Origin of the sequence: Leeuwenhoekiella sp. A2 (assembly GCF_047946655.1) — a bacterium.
In the GTDB taxonomy this organism is placed as follows: Bacteria; Bacteroidota; Bacteroidia; order Flavobacteriales; family Flavobacteriaceae; genus Leeuwenhoekiella.
In genome coordinates this window covers 2625120-2643986 of the sequence record NZ_CP172311.1, presented here as the reverse complement: position 1 = coordinate 2643986, position 18867 = coordinate 2625120, and the positions used below count along the sequence as shown (strand labels likewise).

Below are 18867 nucleotides of genomic sequence, written 5' to 3'. Positions count from 1 at the left end.
AATTTAAAGTTTGTTAAGATTATTCTAAAAGCTTTTAAATATTATAGAAATAGCCCCCATGTCTATTGCAACAGCTTCTATTAAAGACAGGTTTGTTAAGATATTAACTTCCTGTGATGAGATATTTGACTTCGTTCAGGAGTCATTTGATGGCATCTGTATGCAAGCTATACGCTCAAGTGACGAGTGTTATATAAATCCTGTTTTACAATCAAGATTACAACTTGAGTCTGATAATATTGATCCATTTTCTTTAGTTTCAAACACGTATAAAAATCGGCTTCAGGAACTAAGAAATCGGTCCCAGAGCGCAATTTCTCAAACTAAACTACAGTTTACATTAAAAAGTGGCCTGCCTCTTTTAATGAAGGTAAAAGTAATGCGGGTGGTAGATCCTGAAACTTTAGAACCTTTTCTTTTATTTGGTTTCAATATAAAATCTTCAACCTACCAGGTTAAGAAAAAAGAGTGGCAATATGTACAAAGTCTTCTAAAGTCTGAAAGAAGATTTAAATCACTGGTAGAAAATGCTACAGATGGTATTCTTATTATAAACACATCTAAACAGGTTTTGTTTGTATCTGAAGCTTTACAACGCATTTTAGGATATTCTGCACAGGAAATAAAAAGTCATTCTATAATAGATCTATGTCATCCTGAATACAGACATGTAGTAAGAGGTCAATTTGCAGAAAGTCTTGCAAATCCCGGTTTGGGAATACAGAAAAAAGCCAGTAAATGGCGACACAAAGACGGCAGCTGGCGCTGGATAGAAGGCTACTTTACTAATATGCTCAATGACACGGCTATAAACGGTGTCATTATCAATTTTAGAGATATTACTAAATTAATTGATGCCAGAAACACGCTGGTAAAACGCACTAAGCTTAAACGCTTGTTGATGAACATCTCTACACGCTACATCAATATTCCACTTGAGAAAGTTGAAAGCACAATAAGCGAATCTCTAAAAGATATTGGCAAATTTGTTGAGGCTGATCGTGTTTACATTTTTGATTATGATTTTGAAAGTGGCACGTGCACAAATACACACGAGTGGTGCGATGACGGGATTAGCGCAGAAATAGCATCAAACAAGAATCTGCCTTTAGAAATGTTTAACCAGCAATGGATCATAAACCATATCGCAGGAAAAAGCAATGCAATACACGATGTGTCTCTCTTAGAAAATATTGAGTTTAGAGAATTCCTTCAGAGTCAAAATATAAAAAGCTTATTAACCATACCACTTATGCAAGGCGAGAGTTGTGTGGGATTTGTAGGATTTGATTCAGTTAAAAGTATACGCCGTTATAATATCACAGAGGTAAATCTTTTAAATGTTTTCGCAGAAATGCTGGTTAATTTTAGAATGCGTATGGAAAATACCTGCAAACTAAAAAGGCTGCTCAATAAGGTGGAAAACCAGAATAGCACTTTAATGGATTTTTCATTTATCACTTCTCATAACCTGCGCTCTTCTGTCGCTAATATTATGGGTATCGTTGATCTCATAGACTATGAAAACGGCACTAATGAATTTGTTGAACTTTTACGCTCCAGCACAGACAGACTTAATAACACTTTGAAGAATATTAATCAATTAATTCATTTTGAAAATGAAGGTCTGGTAGAACCTACTCCTGTCAATCTAAAAAGGCTACTAAGTCAGGTAATAGAAAACAACAAAATGCTTGCAGCCTCACAACAGGCAAAATTTAATATATCCATTTCAGAAAATATTGAGGTAAAGACCATACCTGCTTATCTTGAAAGTATATTGCATAATATCATAAACAATGCTCTCAAGTATGGCGTTAATGCGCAGAATACAGACATTGATATTACTATTGAAAAACAAGATTGTGAGATAATAATTGAAATAACAGATCACGGCAGCGGAATAGATCTTAAAGAATATGGAAATAAATTATTTGATCTGGGCTCAAGATTTAGTACAAAGTCTGAAGGCGAAGGTCTGGGATTATTTATGAGCAAACGTCAAATAGAAGTTTTAGAAGGAAAACTGGAATTAAAAAGCAAACCTGAAAAAGGAACATCAGTTAAAATAACGCTTCATGCATGATATTAAAAATATCTTAGTTGTAGACGATGATAAAATATTTCTCGTTCTAGTTAGCAGATTACTTAAAACATTTTATCCCAAAACTACCATCACCTCTTGCCTCAATGGCCGTGAAGCTCTGGATTATCTTGATAAATCTACTCCTGATATAATCTTATTAGATATCAATATGCCAATAATGAACGGCTGGGAATTTATGAATAGATTACCATTGAAAAAGCAAGAAGATTTGTCAATCTTTATTGTATCGTCATCTATAGATCCCCGTGACCAGCGGTTAAGTAAAACAAATGTAAATATTGAAGGATTTATAGAAAAACCGTTAACACCAGAAAAATTGAAAAGAGTTTTAGGAGTGCATGCATCTAATACATAATACCCACGAGTAATTCTTTTAAAAGATCTCCCTGCGAAAGATTATAAGCACCCACACCTTTACTTTTTACATCTGCATCGCGTAGTAAATTAATTATATAGCTCACTTTTTTCATTGGGTAGTTACGTGATGCTGTAATATATTCACTAACGAAATAAGGATTTACACCCAAAGCTTTTGCCACCGAAGCTTTATCTGTACTTGGCAAACCATGATAGGTCAATAACTGCTGAAAGAAACCAAACAACAAAGCAATCGTTACCACCATGGGATTGTCTTTAGGATTTTGAGCAAAGTAATTAATGATACGGTGCGCTTTTAAAATATCTTTCTCTCCTACTGCTTTACGCAATTCAAAATTATTAAAGTCTTTACTTATCCCTATATTCTCTTCTATTACAAGGGGTGTAACGGTGCTGCCATCTGGCAAAATGAGCATCAGTTTTTCAAGTTCGTTATAGATCTTACTTAGGTCTGTGCCCAGAAATTCAACCAGCATATGCGCCGCTTTTGGCTCGACTACATAACCTTTACCGCTCATTACTCTGCGTATCCAGTCGCCTACCTGGTTCTCATATAAACGCTTGCTTTCAAAAACAACGCCGCTTTTCGCGATAAGCTTATAAACTTTTTTTCGCTTATCAAGCTTTTTGTATTTATAACAAATTACAAGAACAGTGCTCGTTTGGGGATTTGCGGCATAAGATTCCAGTTTATCAATATCTCTTGACAAAGCCTGCGCTTCTTTAACGATGACCACCTGTCGCTCTGCCATCATAGGATATCTTTTTGCCTGCGAGACTATATCTTCAATAGTAACATCACGGCCGTAAAGCACTACCTGATTAAATCCTTTTTCTTCCTCGCTAAGGAGGTTTTTGTCTATGTAGGCCGATATTTGATCAATATAGTACGATTCTTCACCCATTAGAAAATAGATGGGTTTAATGTTACCATTTTTAATATCTGAAACTATCCTTTTTACTTCTTCCACAAAGACTTTAGTATTTATAAACGTGTAGAGCTATTAGCTTTTGGGAAAATTTGCCCCGGTTGATTACCTTTGATGCGATGCAAGAATTAAACTTTCCCCGTTATACTTTTCGGTTCAAAAATAGCGAAAATAAACCGTTCATTTTTGATCCTATTCGCAAAAAGTTCGTTCGCTTAACGCCGGAAGAATGGGTGCGACAGCATACTTTAAACTATTTGATCAATCAATACAATTACCCGCTTTCTCTCATAAATGTAGAAAAGGAAATGCGTTTACACGGAACCAAAAAACGTTATGACATCGTTGTTTTTAATAGTAACGGCAGCATCAATATTATAGTTGAATGCAAAGCGCCGCAGGTGCCGGTAACCCAAACTACTTTTGACCAGATCGCTCGTTATAACCTGGCATTAGAATCTACTTATCTCATGGTTACAAATGGCCTAGAACATTATTATTGCCTGCTGGACTATAAGCAGGAAAAATATGTTTTTTTAAAAGAAATTCCGGCTTATTGCCCTTAATTTGCAGCAGTGAAAACAGCTATCGCAATACTAAACTGGAACGGTAAAGACCTTCTTGAAAAATTTCTACCATCAGTAATTTTACATAGTGAGCAACTTGCCAGTATCTATGTTATAGATAATGCATCTACAGATGATTCGGTTGACTTTGTTGCCAAAAACTTCCCAACAGTTCATATTATAAAAAATGCTGAAAACGGTGGTTACGCAAAAGGCTACAACGACGGTCTGGCAAATATCGCTGCAGATTTGTTCATTCTGCTAAATAATGATGTTGAAGTTACTCCTAATTGGCTTGCCCCCATTATTTATGCGTTTGAAGCAGATAGTAATCTGGGAGTAGCGCAACCTAAACTTCTGGATTACAACAAAAAAGATCATTTTGAATATGCCGGAGCTGCGGGCGGATTTATAGATGCGCTAGGTTATCCCTACTGCCGGGGCCGCATATTTGAAACGGTAGAACAAGATTCTGGTCAATATGATGATAATGCCGCTATTTTTTGGGCAAGTGGGGCGGTTTTTGCCATCCGCAGGGAGGTTTTTTATGAAGCTGGTAAGTTTGACGAGCTTTATTTTGCCCATCAGGAAGAAATTGACCTGTGCTGGAGAATAAAAAATCTGGGCTATTCTATTCATTATATTGGTTCTAGCCATGTTTACCATGTGGGTGGTGCGACACTCGATACTATGAACCCAAAAAAGACGTTTTATAATTTTAGAAATTCATTGTTTAACCTGGCAAAAAATACTGCCAGCAATAAAATATGGCTTACAATATTAGGAAGACTTATACTAGACGGTTTTGCCGGAATTAAATTTCTAGCGGGAGGTAAATCACAACATTTTTTAGCTATACTAAAAGCACACTATAGTTTTTATTGTACCTTACCTCACCTGCTAAAGTCGAGAAAGAGGCTTAAGCAAGCAACCAGCTATTATCATTGTAAATCAATAGTGTGGCAATACTTTGTTTTGAAAAAAAAGTACTTTTTTGACGTGAAATAAAGTTAACTTAAATTTTTGTTAAGGAAATATTGTTAAATTTGATTTTTAATACATTTAACCGCTAATTTTTAGAATTGAAATAACTTAAACTATGAGAAAATTAATGATGATTTCGGCCTCTGCGCTGATCTTACTTTCCTCTTGCGTATCGCAGAAGAAATACGCTGCTTTAGAGGCTAAACAGAAAGAAACACAGGATATGCTTAATTCGGCTACTGTTAAACTCAATGCTTGTCTTGATCAAAAAGATAGTGAGACAAAAACATTGCGTGAGCAAATCGCAGATTTAAGACAAACTAACCGAGATCTTATTGACACACAAGGTAATCTAACCACATTATCTGCAAAAGGAGCTGAAAACCTTGAGCGCTCTTTAGAATCTATGCGTGAAAAAGATCTTCAGATCAAAACTTTCCGTGATGCTTTAAACAAGAAAGATTCTGTAACTCTTGCACTTGTTACAAGCTTAAAAGGTGCAATAGGCAATCTTAACGATGAAGACATAGAGATCAATGTAGAAAAAGGTGTTGTTTATGTATCTATTTCAGATAAACTTTTATTCAACAGTGGTCGTTGGGATGTTACAAGCCGTGCTAAAGAAGTACTAGGTAAAGTAGCGACTGTAGTAAAAAATAAGCCAGATATCGAGTTTATGGTAGAAGGTCATACAGATAACAAATCTATAAGCACTAACGTGATTCAGGATAACTGGGACCTTAGTGTAAAACGTGCTACTTCTGTTGTACGCATCTTGCAAGACGATTTTGGTGTGCCACCAGAACGTATGGTAGCAGCTGGTAGAAGTTACTATGTTCCTGTTGCTAGCAATGACACTGCAGAAGGTCGCGCCCGTAACCGTAGAACACGTATTGTAGTTCTTCCTAAACTTGATCAGTTCTATCAAATGATAGAAGATGGTATACCTAAAGCAGCCAACTAAAAAACTGTCTTAAAAACTTAAAAACCCGGTCTAGACCGGGTTTTTTTATGTTCTATTATCTTGTATAAGCTCAAAAGGTTACGACTCATAAATCTTATTTTAACGGCAGCCACTTTAGATCAAACTCTTAAAGTGATTAATGCTTCCTTATAAAGTTAATGAGCCTTTCCCTTCACGCAACAAAACAGGTTCTCCAGAAGTAAGATCTATTACAGTAGAAGGCACATTGTCGCCATAACCTCCATCTACAACTGCATCTACAAGGTTATCCCACTTCTCAAGAATCAATTCTGGGTCTGTAGTATATTCTATAAGTTCATCTTCATCATAAATGGAAGTTGAGATTATTGGGTTGCCAAGCTCTTTTACGATAGCGCGCGCTATATTATTATCTGGCACACGTATACCCACCGTTTTCTTTTTTTTAAAAACAGTAGGCAAATTATTATTTCCCGGTAATATAAAAGTGTAAGGCCCAGGCAACGCTCTTTTTAAAATTTTAAATGTAGCTGAGTCTATTTGCTTTACGTAGTCTGAAAGATTGCTCAGGTCTTCACATATAAACGAGAACTGCGCCTTCTCAAGTTTCACCCCTTTTATCTGGGCGACACGCTCAAGAGCTCTGTTACTGGTAATATCGCAACCCAGCCCATAAACTGTATCTGTAGGATAAATAATTATCCCATCATTGCGTAAAACATCAACAATCCTCTTGATTTCTTTTGCACTGGGATTTTCTTCGTAAACTTTAATAAATTGAGCCATCTTATACTTTTTCTACTTCACTCTCAAGTTTTAGAACGTGCGCGCCATCTTCCTGTTCTATGTAAAGCGCTTTATTGTTCTTAGTACCCTCTCGTGAAATTTCACTTCCTTTAATGATCTTTGTGACCTTTTTTGTAAAAGTAGATACAACTTTACCTGCTGCTGTACCGTTGCCCCACTTCCACTTAATGTGGCTTCCTTTTCTAATCATTTTTAGCTTAAAAATAAAAGCTATTTCGCTTAAAGCGAAAGGTTTTACAGAAGATTAACTTAAACCTGCGCAAAACAGTAGTTTAGCTATTCAATATTCAGCTTGTATTTTGTCAACAAACCAGGAAGTCCATCACGTGAGAAAGTCGCTTGCTTAATATTATTAAGTTCAGGATCTATACTAAAACCGTAAGCTGATCTAAGATCTGCTTTGTGTAAATTAGTTTCTTCAAAAGAAGCACCGGTAAGATTACAGTCGGCCAGATCAACACCGCTCAAATTGCATTGTGTAAAATCTACTTCTCTTAAACTACAGTTATTAAATGAAGAGGTTGACATGTTTAATTGATAAAAAGAACTAAAGTCTAACATGCAATTATCAAAACTAAAAGCCAGTAAAAAAGTGCTGCAACCATTAAACTTTAATCCCAGCATTTTACAATCCTGAAATGTAGCATCCTGAAAAGAAGTGTCGCGCAGCATGGCGTTGCTCAAATTACACGCAAGAAAGGTGCAGTTTAAAAAACTTACTCCGTTTAATTTACTTTCAGAAAAATTACAGTTTATAAAAGTGCACTCTTCATAGTCATTATCGACTTTTTGAGCACTAAAATCTAATTCCTGAAATTCTTCATTATAAAGCAGATTTTTCATACTAAAAGACCGATTTTTTAAGGTTTTAAAGGGATTTTAAAAGCTATAATTTATTTCGTTTTAAACGGAAACTGCGTCCAGTTTATTTTTCTTTTCAATAATGAGCTTTTTACTAAGTATAGCAAACCGAATATATAACAATAAGGCAGCAGTACTTAAGCCTGCGAGCAAGCCGAGCCATATACCCTGGCTCCCCATATTTTCAGCTTTACCAAAATACCAGGCTACGGGAAATCCTACAACCCAATAGGCTACAAAACATATGACCGTAGGTATCCTTACATCCTGCAGACCTCTTAAAGCTCCTAAAATAACCACCTGCAAGCCGTCGCTAAGCTGAAAAAGAGCCGCAACCACGAGTAATTGAGAAGCGAGAAGAATTACTTCTGCATTCTCAATATAAAAAGTAGGTAAGATATCTTTTAAAAGTATAAAGCCTACGGCGAAAACTGCTTCAATTAAAAATACCTGAAGAAATAGTGATATAGCGATACGACGCAAATTGCGATAATCTTCTTTGCCCTTTTGATTACCCACACGTATGGTTGCGGTAACTCCTAAACCTACTGCGATCATAAATGTCATAGAAGCAAGATTAAGCGCGATCTGGTTTGCCGCTTGCGGATTTGTACCTAAGATACCAGAAAGAAAAATACAAGAAGTAAAAAGAGCGACTTCAAAAAGCATTTGCATAGCTGTAGGAAAACCCAGATCTAACAGACGTTTAAATATTTTCGTTTTAAAACCTTTGCGCCTTGTCCAGACAAAGTAAGGCTTAAACTTGCTGTTACGCCTAAGTATTTCAAACAGGAACCACAGCATAAAAAACCTGGAAATTAAGGTTCCATAAGCAGCACCTACTAGTTCTAATCTTGGGAAAATCCATACTCCATAGATGAGTAGATAGTTAAAGAGAATATTCACCACATTTGCTAGAATAGTGGCATACATCGCGTAACGTGTATTAGACAATCCATCTGCAAACTGCTTAAAAGCCTGAAAAATCATTAACGGAACCAGAGAAAGTGCCACAATCTCCATATAAGGTATCGCCAGCGCTACAACCTCTGCCGGTTGGTCCAGATAATGTAAAATAGGTTTTGCGAGCAACAACAATAAAAAAAGAAGAATACCATTTATTGTACATAGAACTATGCCATGATGAAAGTAATTACGGCCCGTGGTTGTGTCACCGGCACCATCAGCTTCCGCAATTAAAGGAGTTATGGCAAAAGAGAAACCAATACCCAGCGACAGCGCAATAAAAACAAGGCTGTTGCCTAGAGAAACTGCAGCGAGAGGAGCCGCACCTAAACGTCCCACCATTAAGTTATCTGCCAGCGCCACAAGAATATGACCCAATTGCCCCAACATTATAGGGTAGGCCAAATTTAAATTTGTCTTGAATTCTTTAGTATAACTTGTTAACTTCACAGCTTAGATTTTGCGAGTGCAAAAGTACATTTTAACACCAACAAGTCTGAGTAAAGGACTCAAATAAAATGGGATTTTAAATTTACCAACTTCTTAACAGCGCTTTGCAGGCTGCTTTGCTAATTTCACACAGGTATGGAAGTTCTAAACTACACAAACAAAGTCATTCCCAAGTCTATAGAAAAAGAAGTGCAAATTGCACTTTCTTATTATCCACGGCTTTTAAATACTCCCATTAGATTTCAATTTAAGGATAATATTAAAAAATCTACAATGCAGGCGCAGCCTACGTATAAAAGCTTTTTTAGATCCAGAAAAAACAGGGAATACATTATATTAATTAGTAAGCGTGTTCAAATTGAAGACGAAGCCTTTAAAATCACTGATATTCCTTCTGATGTTTTAATAGGCTGGATAGGTCATGAATTAGGCCACGTTATGGATTATCGCGATCGCAGTTCGTTCGGGATGCTTATTTTTGGCTTAAAATATTTGTACTCAAGCGGTCATATTCAGGAAGTAGAACGAGCGGCAGACACTTATGCAGTAGCACATGGCATGGGAGAATATATCCTTAAAACAAAGGATTTTATATTAAACCACGCCAATATTTCACAAACTTATAAAGAGCGAATTAAAAAACTTTACCTCTCCCCAGAAGAAATTATGCACCTCATTGAAGAGAACAAGCTGAAAACAGTTTAACTATTTTTTACGAAATCTTCCCACTCGGCAAACTTTTCGGCATTCATTACTTTCTCCATTTTAACTTGCCCACCTTTCTTCTTATTGGCTGCATTCCAGTTATAGAAAACTTCAGGGTTGACGGTCTTCACCTTCACTCCTTTTAATGCTTTACTTCTTGCAACCTTATAATTCTTATTAGCAGATTTTAAACTTTCGTCAAGCTTTTTTGCCAGGGCCAAATTATCTATATCACTTTCAGTTGCCAGGTACCAGTAATGATAAAACTCATCATCTTCAGGATTGCGTATTGCAGCGAGAGTAAATTCAGGTATTTTGATATCAAACTCCTGCTCAAGCTCTTGTACGGCATCATTCATTTTATTCACAGAAAGCTGAGAACCCACAACATTGAGAAAGAATTTTGTTCTCCCCGTAATTTTAATTTCTGCCTTTTCTATATCTGTAAATGCAATTGTATCACCAATCAGGTAGCGCCATGCACCAGAAACTGTAGAAATAACTAAAATATAATCGGTGTCTTTTTTTACTTCTGCCAGGGTAATTGCCGGTGCATCTCGTACAAGTGAACCATCCTCATTGATGTAATCTGGATTCATGGGTACAAACTCAAAGTAAATACCATTATCTGTCACCAGTCGCATTGCATCTGTCTCTGGCCTTGTCTGGAAAGCAATAAAACCTTCTGAAGCGAGATAAGTATCGATCACTGTTATAGGTTTACCTAAAAGTGCATTAAAGCTTTTCTCATACGGAGGAAAAGCAACCCCACCAGAGGTATAAACCTGAAGGTTAGGCCAGATCTCGTGAATATGATTCAACTTATTGACCTCAATGACTTTCTCGAGCATCAACTCTATCCAGCTTGGGATTCCGCTTAAAGCGCCTATATCCCAATTTTTAGCATTTAAAGCTATATGCTCTACACGCTCATCCCAGTCATCAATTTTGGCTATTTCTTCACCCGGCTTGTAATAGCCCCTAAACCAAAACGGAATATTACTAGCGCTAATTCCGCTGATTTCTCCCTCCTTATGACCGTTTTTTTCAATAAGATCTGTAGAGCTTCCCAGCATCATGATCTCTTTTTCAAAAAATTCCGGGTCTAGATTAAAGTTAGCCAGAGCACCTACCTGCTTAATTCCAGATGTACGTATGGCACTTATCATCTCATTTGTCACCGGTATGCGCTTACTTGATTTTCCTGTAGTACCAGAGCTTAGCGCGAAATAATCTGGCACACCTGGCCAGGTAACATCTCCTACACCTTTATGTAATTTGCTCCACCACTCTCTATTTATACTATTATAGTCAAAAAAAGGTACTGTTTCCGCGAAAGCTCTTTCAGTATTTTCTGCTTGTAGTATTTTGTCAAAATTATAAAATCTGCCAAACTGGGTATCTTTAGCTTTTTTAAGTAAAGACTGTAGGACATCTTTTTGTTCTGAAACGGGGTTAGATTCTGATACTAGAGAATCACTTATATCTATAATTCCCTTTATAATCGAGCCAATAATAGCCATGGTGGTTGTTTTCTTCAAAAATAAAGGACTTGGCAGAAACCAAGTCCTTCATTTAAATAAGTTTAACAGCTAAAGTAAACCCTATTCTTTACTGCACACCGTACTTGTCATACAGGTATATCAAACTCGTCATTGTAGCTGCGCCCAACTCGAGTTCTCTTTTATCTATTGCATCAAATTTATCATTAGCCGCGTGATGATAATCAAAATATCTTTGTGAATCTGGTCGTAAGCCAACGAGGGCAGTCTCATCACTTTTAAGAGGACCAATGTCTGAGCCGCTTCCACCTTTTTCAAAATAATGGATAAGGTATGGTTTGAATAATGGTTTCCAGGTTAATGCTTGCTCATATGCTGAATCTCTACAATCAAAAGAAAAACCTCTCGGACTAAATCCGCCTTCGTCACTTTCTAATGCAAAAACGTGCTTTTCTGCCATATTATCGGCAATTTCGGCATATTTTTTACCGCCTCTGGTACCGTTTTCCTCATTCATAAAAAGCACAACTCTTATGCTGCGTTTGGGTTTATAGTTTGCTTCTTTAAGCAATCGCAGAACCTCCATACTTTGTACCACACCAGCCCCGTCATCATGAGAACCGTCACCTAGATCCCAGGAATCAAGATGACCACCCACAACCATATATTCATCAGGAAATGTGCTTCCTGTAATTTGCCCTATAACATTATTAGACTGTACATCTGGTAAAGTCCTGCAAGTCATAACAAAGTAAAATTCGCTAGATTTATTCAGTTTGAGCGTGTTGCTAAGCAGTTCTGCACCATTTGTACTAATCGCTGCTGCGGGAATTTTTTGATCTTCTGGCAGATCACCGTAGTTCATTGTTCCTGTATGAGGAAGATCATCTAGACGTAAGTTCATAGAACGAACGATAACACCCACTGCACCATATTTTGCGGCTTCCCTGGCGCCGGCTCCTCGCTGGTCAACCGCGCCACCATAAGCCTCAAACGTGTTGATAAGATCTGCCCTCATGGGCCTGTTGTAAAAAACGATCTTACCTTCTATATTCTCTTTACCATATCTGGCAAGGTCTTCTATGCCTTGCACCTCTATAACCTGAGCTCTCACTCCACCGCCCGGCGTTGCGATAGAACCACCCAATGCACAAATAGGCACATTAACGCTATTGCCGGGAGTGGTTTCTATTGTGGCATATTCCGGCAGACCGCGTGTCCATTTAGGAACCATAACAGGCTGCAGCCATACTTTATCCAGACCTAAAGAATCTAATTGACTTTTTGTCCACTCTACAGCTCTTTCGGCACCCAGACTACCGCTTAGTCTTGATCCTATATCATTTGATAATGTTTCTAACCAATCGTAGCTTTTACCATTAAGCAAAGAAAGGTCGTAGAATTTCTTGATCTGCAGAGAATCTTCTGTTGACTGAGCGTGAAAAATTGTAGTAAAAAGAAATAAAATGAGTGCTAGGGGGAGGTTTTTTTTCATGGTTTATTCGGCTTCTAATTGGCGCTTATAATCTTCAATATTTGCTTTTGTCTTTTCATCAAGTTCAGGCTCTTTGATATCCTTATATTTTGACATTTCTTCAAGTAGGATTTTCGCAAGAATAAGGCGAGCGCTTGGCTTGTCATCTGCAGGTATAACATACCACGGGGCATGAGGTTTTGATGTTTTATTTATCGCTTCTTCATAGCAGGAAATATAATCATCCCACCTTTTTCTTTCTTCAAGATCTCCTGCCGAAAACTTCCAGTTTTTGTTCTTCTTTTTCAGTCTTCTAAGCAATCTGTGTTTTTGCTCATCTTTAGAAAGGTTTAAATAAAATTTAAATATAATGGTACCATTTTGAGCTATAGTTTTTTCAAAATCATTGATCTGCTCAAAACGTTTTTCCCAGAAAGACTCATCTATATCATCAACAGAATTGATCCCGGGCAGTCTTTCATTTAAAATGTATTCAGGATGCACACGTGTAACCAATACATTCTCATAATGCGTTCTGTTAAATACACCAAATTTACCTCTGGCCGGCAGCGCGATATAGTGTCTCCATAAATAATCGTGATCAAGCTCAATTTCACTTGGTGACTTAAAACTATGAACAACAACGCCGCGTGCGTTTAGATTCTTAAAAACCTCGCGTATCAAACTATCTTTACCCGAAGTATCCATACCCTGAATGCAAATAAGCACTGCATATTTATCGTGTGCATACATCGCATTCTGGATATCTGCCAGCTTTTCACTTACATTATTTAATTCATCTTCCAGCTCACTTTTTTTACCAAGATCTTCGTGTGATTCTAACTCACTAATCTTGATATGCGAAGTGATTTTATACTTATCTAAATTCATAGCCTTTATTTACTGGCAAATAGTTCAACATCTTCTTCAGATACTTCACTACCTCCTAAAATTATTAGTCGCTCAACTACATTACGCAGTTCTCTTATATTTCCTGTCCAGTCATATTCCTGCAACTTCTCCAGAGCTTTCGCCGTAAAGGTTTTTAATCCTGTACCCTGCTCGCTGGCAATTTTTTGCGAAAAATAATTAACCAGTAAAGGGATATCATCCCGTCTCTCATTAAGAGAAGGTACTTTTACGAGAATAACAGCAAGACGATGGTAGAGATCTTCTCTAAACCGTCCTTCTTCTATCTCCTCACTTAAGTTTTTATTTGTGGCCGCTATGACCCGCACATTTACTTTAATGTCTTTATCGCTTCCCACACGGGAAACTTTACTTTCTTGTAGCGCCCGTAAAACTTTGGCTTGCGCCGAAAGGCTCATATCACCAATTTCATCAAGAAAAATAGTCCCGCCATTTGCTGCTTCAAACTTTCCTGCCCTGTCTTTATTAGCCGATGTAAAAGCACCTTTTACATGACCAAAAAGCTCACTTTCAATCAGCTCTGAAGGTATAGCTGCACAGTTAACCTCTATTAAAGGTCCTTTTGAGCGATCACTTTTTTCATGTAGCCAGTGTGCAACAAGCTCCTTACCCGTACCATTAGGACCAGTTATAAGTACTCTGGCTTCAGTAGGTGCTACTTTTTCGATTATATCTTTGATCTTCTGTATAGCATCACTTTCACCCACCATCTCATATTGCTTACCAACTTTTTTCTTAAGCATGGTATTTTCGGTAACCAAAGACTTTCTGTCTACAGCATTTCTCACCGTATTTAGTAATCTATTGAGATCAGGCGGTTTTGATATGTAATCAAAAGCTCCTAAACGCATTGTATTTACTGCAGTATCCAGATCGCCGTGACCAGAGATCATAACCACAGGAATCTCTGGTTTTATTTTACGGGTAGCTTCGAGAACCTCAACACCATCCATTTTTGGCATTTTGATATCGCAAAGCACCAGATCATAATCTGCTTCCTTAATTTTTTCCATTCCGGTAAGGCCATCCTCTGCCTCCTCGACAATGTATTCCTTACTTTCTTCTGATAGTATTTTTACCAGTACTCTTCTTATAGCTGCTTCGTCTTCTATTATGAGTATTCTAGCCATATTTAGAATTTAAATTTTACACCTGTTCTAAAATAGAATGTGTTATCATCGTTAAATGTATAAATTGTATTTCTATCATTATCCCTTAAACGAAAATCATTATAAATTGAATGCGTTGCGTAAGCATAATATAGAAGATGCTCTGTAAAGAAATGCTCATATCCCAATCCAGATAATACAATTGTCATACTTATATTCTCTGCTAGTTTATTATCAATAACAGCGTTTTGCTGAATATTAGAGAAAAAGTTATCTAAAGTTACAAAGGCTTGCAGTGCATCTTTATGATCATCATTTAAATAGTGCCTCACATTTGTTTTAGGTACACCTAAAGTATACGTCCAGTTAGGATGAAACTCTCTGTAATAATTCACCAGCGGCAGTGGGTAATTTCTTCCGGGAGTTGTAGAATAATTTAAACCGAAGATCCATCTGTAAGGTTTTGTTTCAGATGCATCTTTCATATCATTGATCATATATACCGCAGCAGTATAAATAATATCGTCACTGCCTATTTTCTCCTGAAGATTAGAATTAATACGCGCACCACCACGAATACCAAAGCGCCAGTTTTCACTCACGTTGAAAGTATAACCTAAATATCCTTCAATTCGCTGCACTGAATTTACAATATCAGGATTAAACCCCATAGGGACAGGATCTTTAATATCTATATCTATGTATCGATACTCTAAACCCACAACTAAGAATTTATTTTTTTCGTCGTCCAGTGGTATGGGTAGCTGGGCCAAAGCACGAAACCGGCTTATGGAATTCTTAGATTTTGAGAATGGAATATTCATGTATTCTATTCTGGCCAAATCTGTTGTTTGCGCCTGAGAAATTGCTGCACATAAGAGGCAGATAAGCAAAGTAGGAAGTAAATTTTTCATATTTAGGGTTTAGGAGTATTTGTAGGGTAGAAATGAATATCTCTCTGGGGGAAAGGTATTGAGATATTATTCTTACGGAATTCATCGTCTATTCTAAATCGTATCTCACTCTTAATGCGAGGGTCTACAAAACTATCATTGATAAAAAAGTATATGCCAAAAAGAAGTGCTGAGTCTCCAAAATCTTCAAACAATACAGAAGGTTTAGGACTTTTAATTACTCCGTTTTGACGGGATGCGCAGTCTAATAATATTTTTTTAACCAGAGCTGTATCGCTGCCATAGGCTACACCTACTTTTACAGACTCTCTGGTGGTTTTATGATTTTGAGTATAATTATATATTGTATCGCTTACAAATTTGTGGTTGGGTACGATAATGACTTTATCATCTCGAGTTAACGCTCTTGTAGTTCTAAGATTTATCTCAAATATTCTGCCTACTTTACCATCAACCTCTACAACATCACCCACAGCTAAAGACTTATCTACAATAATAAAAATACCACCTATTATATCCTGAAATAATTCCTGAAGAGCAAGACCTAACCCGACAAAAAGTGCGGCAGAGGCGGTAATTAGAACAGTAATATCTATTCCAGATGCGCTTAAAGTAATCAGGATAACAACGAGATAGACGATGTACTTAAAGAACTTGAATATGCTGATGAATTTCAGCTCGTTCTCTTTGTCCATCTTGCGAGTTATAAAACTCCTTAGCCCTCTCAAGACTACACTGGTAACAATAAAAATAATGATCACAAGAAGCAACTGACCTACCGTGAAAGTAATAGGTTTCTCACCGTGACCTATTTTTATACTAAGATCAAGAAAATCAAGTATACTACCCCAAATATCCTGCTCTATGACATCTTTTACCTTGTCAACGTCAACATTTACTTTATCTCCTATCTGCTCCTGCTGCATATGGTAATTAATACTTTAACCACTTTACAATCTCCTTGTAGGATGCCTTTTTACCATACATCAATATTCCTACTCTGTATATTTTTGAACCAAACCATACCGTTAGCATAAAAGTTGCGACAAGAAGAGTAACCGAAATTGCAAGCTCCCACCATGGCACCCCAAACGGAATACGCATAAGCATAACTATAGGCGAAGTAAGTGGTATTATAGAAAAGGCAGTTGAAACAGTACCGTGCGGATTCTCAATTACTGAAAATAAACCTACATAAATCGCCAGCATTAAAGGCATTATAATAGGCAGCATAAATTGCTGTGTATCTGTTTCACTATCTACCGCTGCACCAATGGCTGCATAAAATGAGCTATAAAGGAAGTATCCACCTATAAAGTATATAATGAAATATAGCGCAAGTTTGAGAAGAGGCAGATTAAGAATATCTAAGACTATAAGCTCTATCTTATCCAGATCTGTAGCTCCCATATTACCTACAGGAGTTTGAGTAGAAGAAGGATCTAGACCCAAATATGTGCTTAATATAAAAAGTAAGGTACCACCTATCAATATCCAAATGCTAAATTGCGTAATACCGGCAAGAGTTGTACCTATGATCTTACCCATCATCAATTTAAAAGGCTTAACGGAAGATATTATTACTTCAATAATACGATTTGTCTTTTCTTCAATCACACTGCGCATAACCATATTTCCATATATGATTATAAACATCATTAATAAATAACCGGCGGCACCACCAAAGCCAGCTTTTATCCAGTTAGATACCTTAGAGGTACGTTCTCCTGTAAAGTTTTCAATATTGATTGAGACTTTGGTTTTTGATTGATCTATTAAATCCAGATCAACGCCTCTGTCTATAAGTTTTTCATCGGTAAGCTTTTTTTCTATCTGCTCCTCCATCCTGTCCAGAGTAGTATAACCCGGAACCTCATCGCCAAAAAACTTGACCGTACTTGGCTGCTGTTTTACATTTGCTGGTATATAAAGCAAACCGTAATAGGAGTTTTCCTTGACCATGTTCATACCATTATCAAGACCGGCAGGTGATACATCAAGAAAGTTAAGCGCAGATGTACTTTCAAACTCCTTATAGAAAATACCAGATTCATCTACCACAACAATTGTGCGTTGAGAATCCTGATTTAATTGAGTGAGATATATAATAAGCATGATCATGCCTACCCCAATCAACGGACTTAAAAATGTCATTACTATAAATGACTTATTTCTTACCCGGGCGTTATATTCCCTTTTTATAATTAAGCCTAACGTACCCATTAATTGGCATTTATTTTTTCGATAAAAATTTCATTAACTGTAGGGATAACTTCTATAAAGTGATTAACAGTCCCCTTACCTGTTAAATACATAAGCAAATCATTTGCTGTCATACTTTCAGGTATCTTCACTTTTAATTTAAGATCATTCTCATGTATGGTTTTAAAAAAAGCGGGTTCTACCTCCCAATTATCGGTCATTTCGGCCAGTAAAATAGCTTCAAGGGATTCAAGACTTGATCTGCTGTCATCGTGTGTTTCTATACCAACTTCAAAAGTATTAGAACGGTAATTGCGCTTTATGGTAGCCAGATTTCCATCTAATATTTTATTTGATTTATTCATGAGAGCGATGTGATCGCACATTTCTTCAACAGACTCCATTCTATGCGTAGAAAAAATAACTGTTGCGCCCTCATCTCTCAATTTTAAAATTTCATCTTTTATTAAAATCGCATTTATAGGGTCAAAACCGCTAAATGGTTCATCAAAAATGAGCAATTTAGGATCATGCAAAACAGTAACTATAAACTGCACCTTCTGAGCCTGACCTTTTGAAAGTTCCTGAATTTTTTTATCCCACCAGCCATCCATGCCCAGCCTTTTAAACCAGTACAAGCTTCTTTCTTTTGCTCTGGCCTTAGTCATACCTTTTAATTGAGCCAGATAAAGCACCTGCTCTCCTACTTTCATAGATTTATAGAGACCACGTTCTTCAGGCATATAGCCTATATTAATTATATGTTTATGCTGTAGCGGCTCACCTCCCAGATACACATGTCCTTCATCAGGCATGGTTATTTGGTTAATGATACGTATCAATGTTGTTTTACCTGCCCCATTGGGACCCAGAAGTCCAAACACACTTCCTTGAGGAACAGAAATAGATAAATCATTGAGCGCCGTGTACTTGCCAAATTTCTTAGAAACATGGTCTGCAGCAAGGAGGTCATTCATAAATAGATAAATATTGGCTAAAGATATTGAAAAGCATTGAGGCAATAGACCTCTTAAGAATTA

The 18867-nt window shown here is 36.9% G+C and carries 19 protein-coding genes; 6 read left to right on the top strand and 13 right to left on the bottom strand.

From position 1 onward, the window contains the following. Nucleotides 1-58 precede the first annotated feature (58 nt). Both ACH3PA_RS11750 and ACH3PA_RS11745 read left to right on the top strand, forming a co-directional pair. Nucleotides 59-2086: a PAS domain S-box protein gene (locus ACH3PA_RS11750; RefSeq protein WP_416444000.1), complete on the top strand. Its 2028-nt coding sequence runs from the start codon at nucleotides 59-61 to the stop codon at nucleotides 2084-2086. Further along, nucleotides 2079-2462: a response regulator gene (locus ACH3PA_RS11745; RefSeq protein WP_416444002.1), complete on the top strand. Its 384-nt coding sequence runs from the start codon at nucleotides 2079-2081 to the stop codon at nucleotides 2460-2462. The genes ACH3PA_RS11750 and ACH3PA_RS11745 overlap by 8 nt, the downstream gene beginning before the upstream one ends. Here the strand turns inward: ACH3PA_RS11745 and holA are convergent. Further along, a complete protein-coding gene (holA, locus tag ACH3PA_RS11740; RefSeq protein ID WP_416444004.1) occupies nucleotides 2452-3456 on the bottom strand; it encodes a DNA polymerase III subunit delta in 1005 nt (334 codons plus the stop codon). The two genes, ACH3PA_RS11745 and holA, sit on opposite strands and share 11 nt — an antisense overlap. Nucleotides 3457-3533: 77 nt before the next feature. On the opposite strand from holA, the gene ACH3PA_RS11735 reads away from it, so the two are divergent. The 3 genes from ACH3PA_RS11735 to ACH3PA_RS11725 all read left to right on the top strand — a co-directional run bounded on the left by ACH3PA_RS11735 (nucleotide 3534) and on the right by ACH3PA_RS11725 (nucleotide 5928). Beyond that, the gene (locus ACH3PA_RS11735; protein ID WP_416444006.1) at nucleotides 3534-3980 is read left to right on the top strand and encodes a type I restriction enzyme HsdR N-terminal domain-containing protein; all 447 of its coding nucleotides are present in this window, start codon (nucleotides 3534-3536) and stop codon (nucleotides 3978-3980) included. Between the two features lie 9 nt (nucleotides 3981-3989). Beyond that, nucleotides 3990-4988 (top strand): glycosyltransferase family 2 protein, encoded by a 999-nt coding sequence (locus tag ACH3PA_RS11730; protein ID WP_416444008.1) that lies wholly within the window; start codon nucleotides 3990-3992, stop codon nucleotides 4986-4988. A 91-nt stretch (nucleotides 4989-5079) separates the two neighbouring features. After that, nucleotides 5080-5928, top strand: a complete 849-nt coding sequence (locus ACH3PA_RS11725; protein ID WP_416448184.1) for an OmpA/MotB family protein — start codon at nucleotides 5080-5082, stop codon at nucleotides 5926-5928. A 147-nt stretch (nucleotides 5929-6075) separates the two neighbouring features. Here the strand turns inward: ACH3PA_RS11725 and ACH3PA_RS11720 are convergent, their stop codons facing one another. The 4 genes from ACH3PA_RS11720 to ACH3PA_RS11705 all read right to left on the bottom strand — a co-directional run bounded on the left by ACH3PA_RS11720 (nucleotide 6076) and on the right by ACH3PA_RS11705 (nucleotide 8991). Beyond that, the gene (locus ACH3PA_RS11720) at nucleotides 6076-6693 is read right to left on the bottom strand and encodes an L-threonylcarbamoyladenylate synthase (RefSeq protein WP_416444012.1); all 618 of its coding nucleotides are present in this window, start codon (nucleotides 6691-6693) and stop codon (nucleotides 6076-6078) included. A 1-nt stretch (nucleotide 6694) separates the two neighbouring features. Then, nucleotides 6695-6904, bottom strand: a complete 210-nt coding sequence (locus tag ACH3PA_RS11715; RefSeq protein WP_416444014.1) for a DUF2945 domain-containing protein — start codon at nucleotides 6902-6904, stop codon at nucleotides 6695-6697. An 86-nt stretch (nucleotides 6905-6990) separates the two neighbouring features. Further along, entirely contained in the window at nucleotides 6991-7557 is a 567-nt protein-coding gene (locus ACH3PA_RS11710; protein ID WP_416444016.1) for a pentapeptide repeat-containing protein, read from the bottom strand. A gap of 60 nt (nucleotides 7558-7617) precedes the next feature. Then, nucleotides 7618-8991, bottom strand: coding sequence for an MATE family efflux transporter (locus ACH3PA_RS11705; protein ID WP_416444018.1), 1374 nt, complete (start codon nucleotides 8989-8991; stop codon nucleotides 7618-7620). A gap of 135 nt (nucleotides 8992-9126) precedes the next feature. On the opposite strand from ACH3PA_RS11705, the gene ACH3PA_RS11700 reads away from it, so the two are divergent. Further along, a complete protein-coding gene (locus ACH3PA_RS11700; protein WP_416444020.1) occupies nucleotides 9127-9696 on the top strand; it encodes a hypothetical protein in 570 nt (189 codons plus the stop codon). Here ACH3PA_RS11700 and ACH3PA_RS11695 read toward each other — a convergent pair. From ACH3PA_RS11695 to ACH3PA_RS11660, 8 genes are all read right to left on the bottom strand, one after another. Beyond that, nucleotides 9693-11219: a GH3 family domain-containing protein gene (locus ACH3PA_RS11695; RefSeq protein WP_416446607.1), complete on the bottom strand. Its 1527-nt coding sequence runs from the start codon at nucleotides 11217-11219 to the stop codon at nucleotides 9693-9695. The two genes, ACH3PA_RS11700 and ACH3PA_RS11695, sit on opposite strands and share 4 nt — an antisense overlap. A gap of 88 nt (nucleotides 11220-11307) precedes the next feature. Beyond that, on the bottom strand, nucleotides 11308-12693 hold the full coding sequence (locus tag ACH3PA_RS11690; RefSeq protein WP_416444022.1) for a M20/M25/M40 family metallo-hydrolase: 1386 nt from the start codon (nucleotides 12691-12693) through the stop codon (nucleotides 11308-11310). Between the two features lie 3 nt (nucleotides 12694-12696). After that, nucleotides 12697-13572 carry a PPK2 family polyphosphate kinase gene (locus tag ACH3PA_RS11685; protein WP_416446609.1) on the bottom strand — a complete coding sequence of 292 codons (876 nt, stop codon included), beginning with the start codon at nucleotides 13570-13572 and terminating at the stop codon, nucleotides 12697-12699. Next, nucleotides 13569-14732, bottom strand: coding sequence for a sigma-54-dependent transcriptional regulator (locus ACH3PA_RS11680; RefSeq protein WP_416444024.1), 1164 nt, complete (start codon nucleotides 14730-14732; stop codon nucleotides 13569-13571). The genes ACH3PA_RS11685 and ACH3PA_RS11680 overlap by 4 nt, the downstream gene beginning before the upstream one ends. A 2-nt stretch (nucleotides 14733-14734) precedes the next feature. After that, nucleotides 14735-15625: a hypothetical protein gene (locus tag ACH3PA_RS11675; protein ID WP_416444026.1), complete on the bottom strand. Its 891-nt coding sequence runs from the start codon at nucleotides 15623-15625 to the stop codon at nucleotides 14735-14737. Between the two features lie 2 nt (nucleotides 15626-15627). Next, complete coding sequence (locus ACH3PA_RS11670; protein ID WP_416444028.1) at nucleotides 15628-16551, bottom strand: mechanosensitive ion channel family protein; 924 nt, start codon at nucleotides 16549-16551, stop codon at nucleotides 15628-15630. A gap of 7 nt (nucleotides 16552-16558) precedes the next feature. Then, nucleotides 16559-17848 (bottom strand): ABC transporter permease, encoded by a 1290-nt coding sequence (locus tag ACH3PA_RS11665; protein WP_416448183.1) that lies wholly within the window; start codon nucleotides 17846-17848, stop codon nucleotides 16559-16561. Then, nucleotides 17848-18804 (bottom strand): ABC transporter ATP-binding protein, encoded by a 957-nt coding sequence (locus tag ACH3PA_RS11660; protein ID WP_416448182.1) that lies wholly within the window; start codon nucleotides 18802-18804, stop codon nucleotides 17848-17850. Before ACH3PA_RS11660 ends, ACH3PA_RS11665 begins: the two co-directional genes overlap by 1 nt. Between the last annotated feature and the right edge of the window lie 63 nt (nucleotides 18805-18867).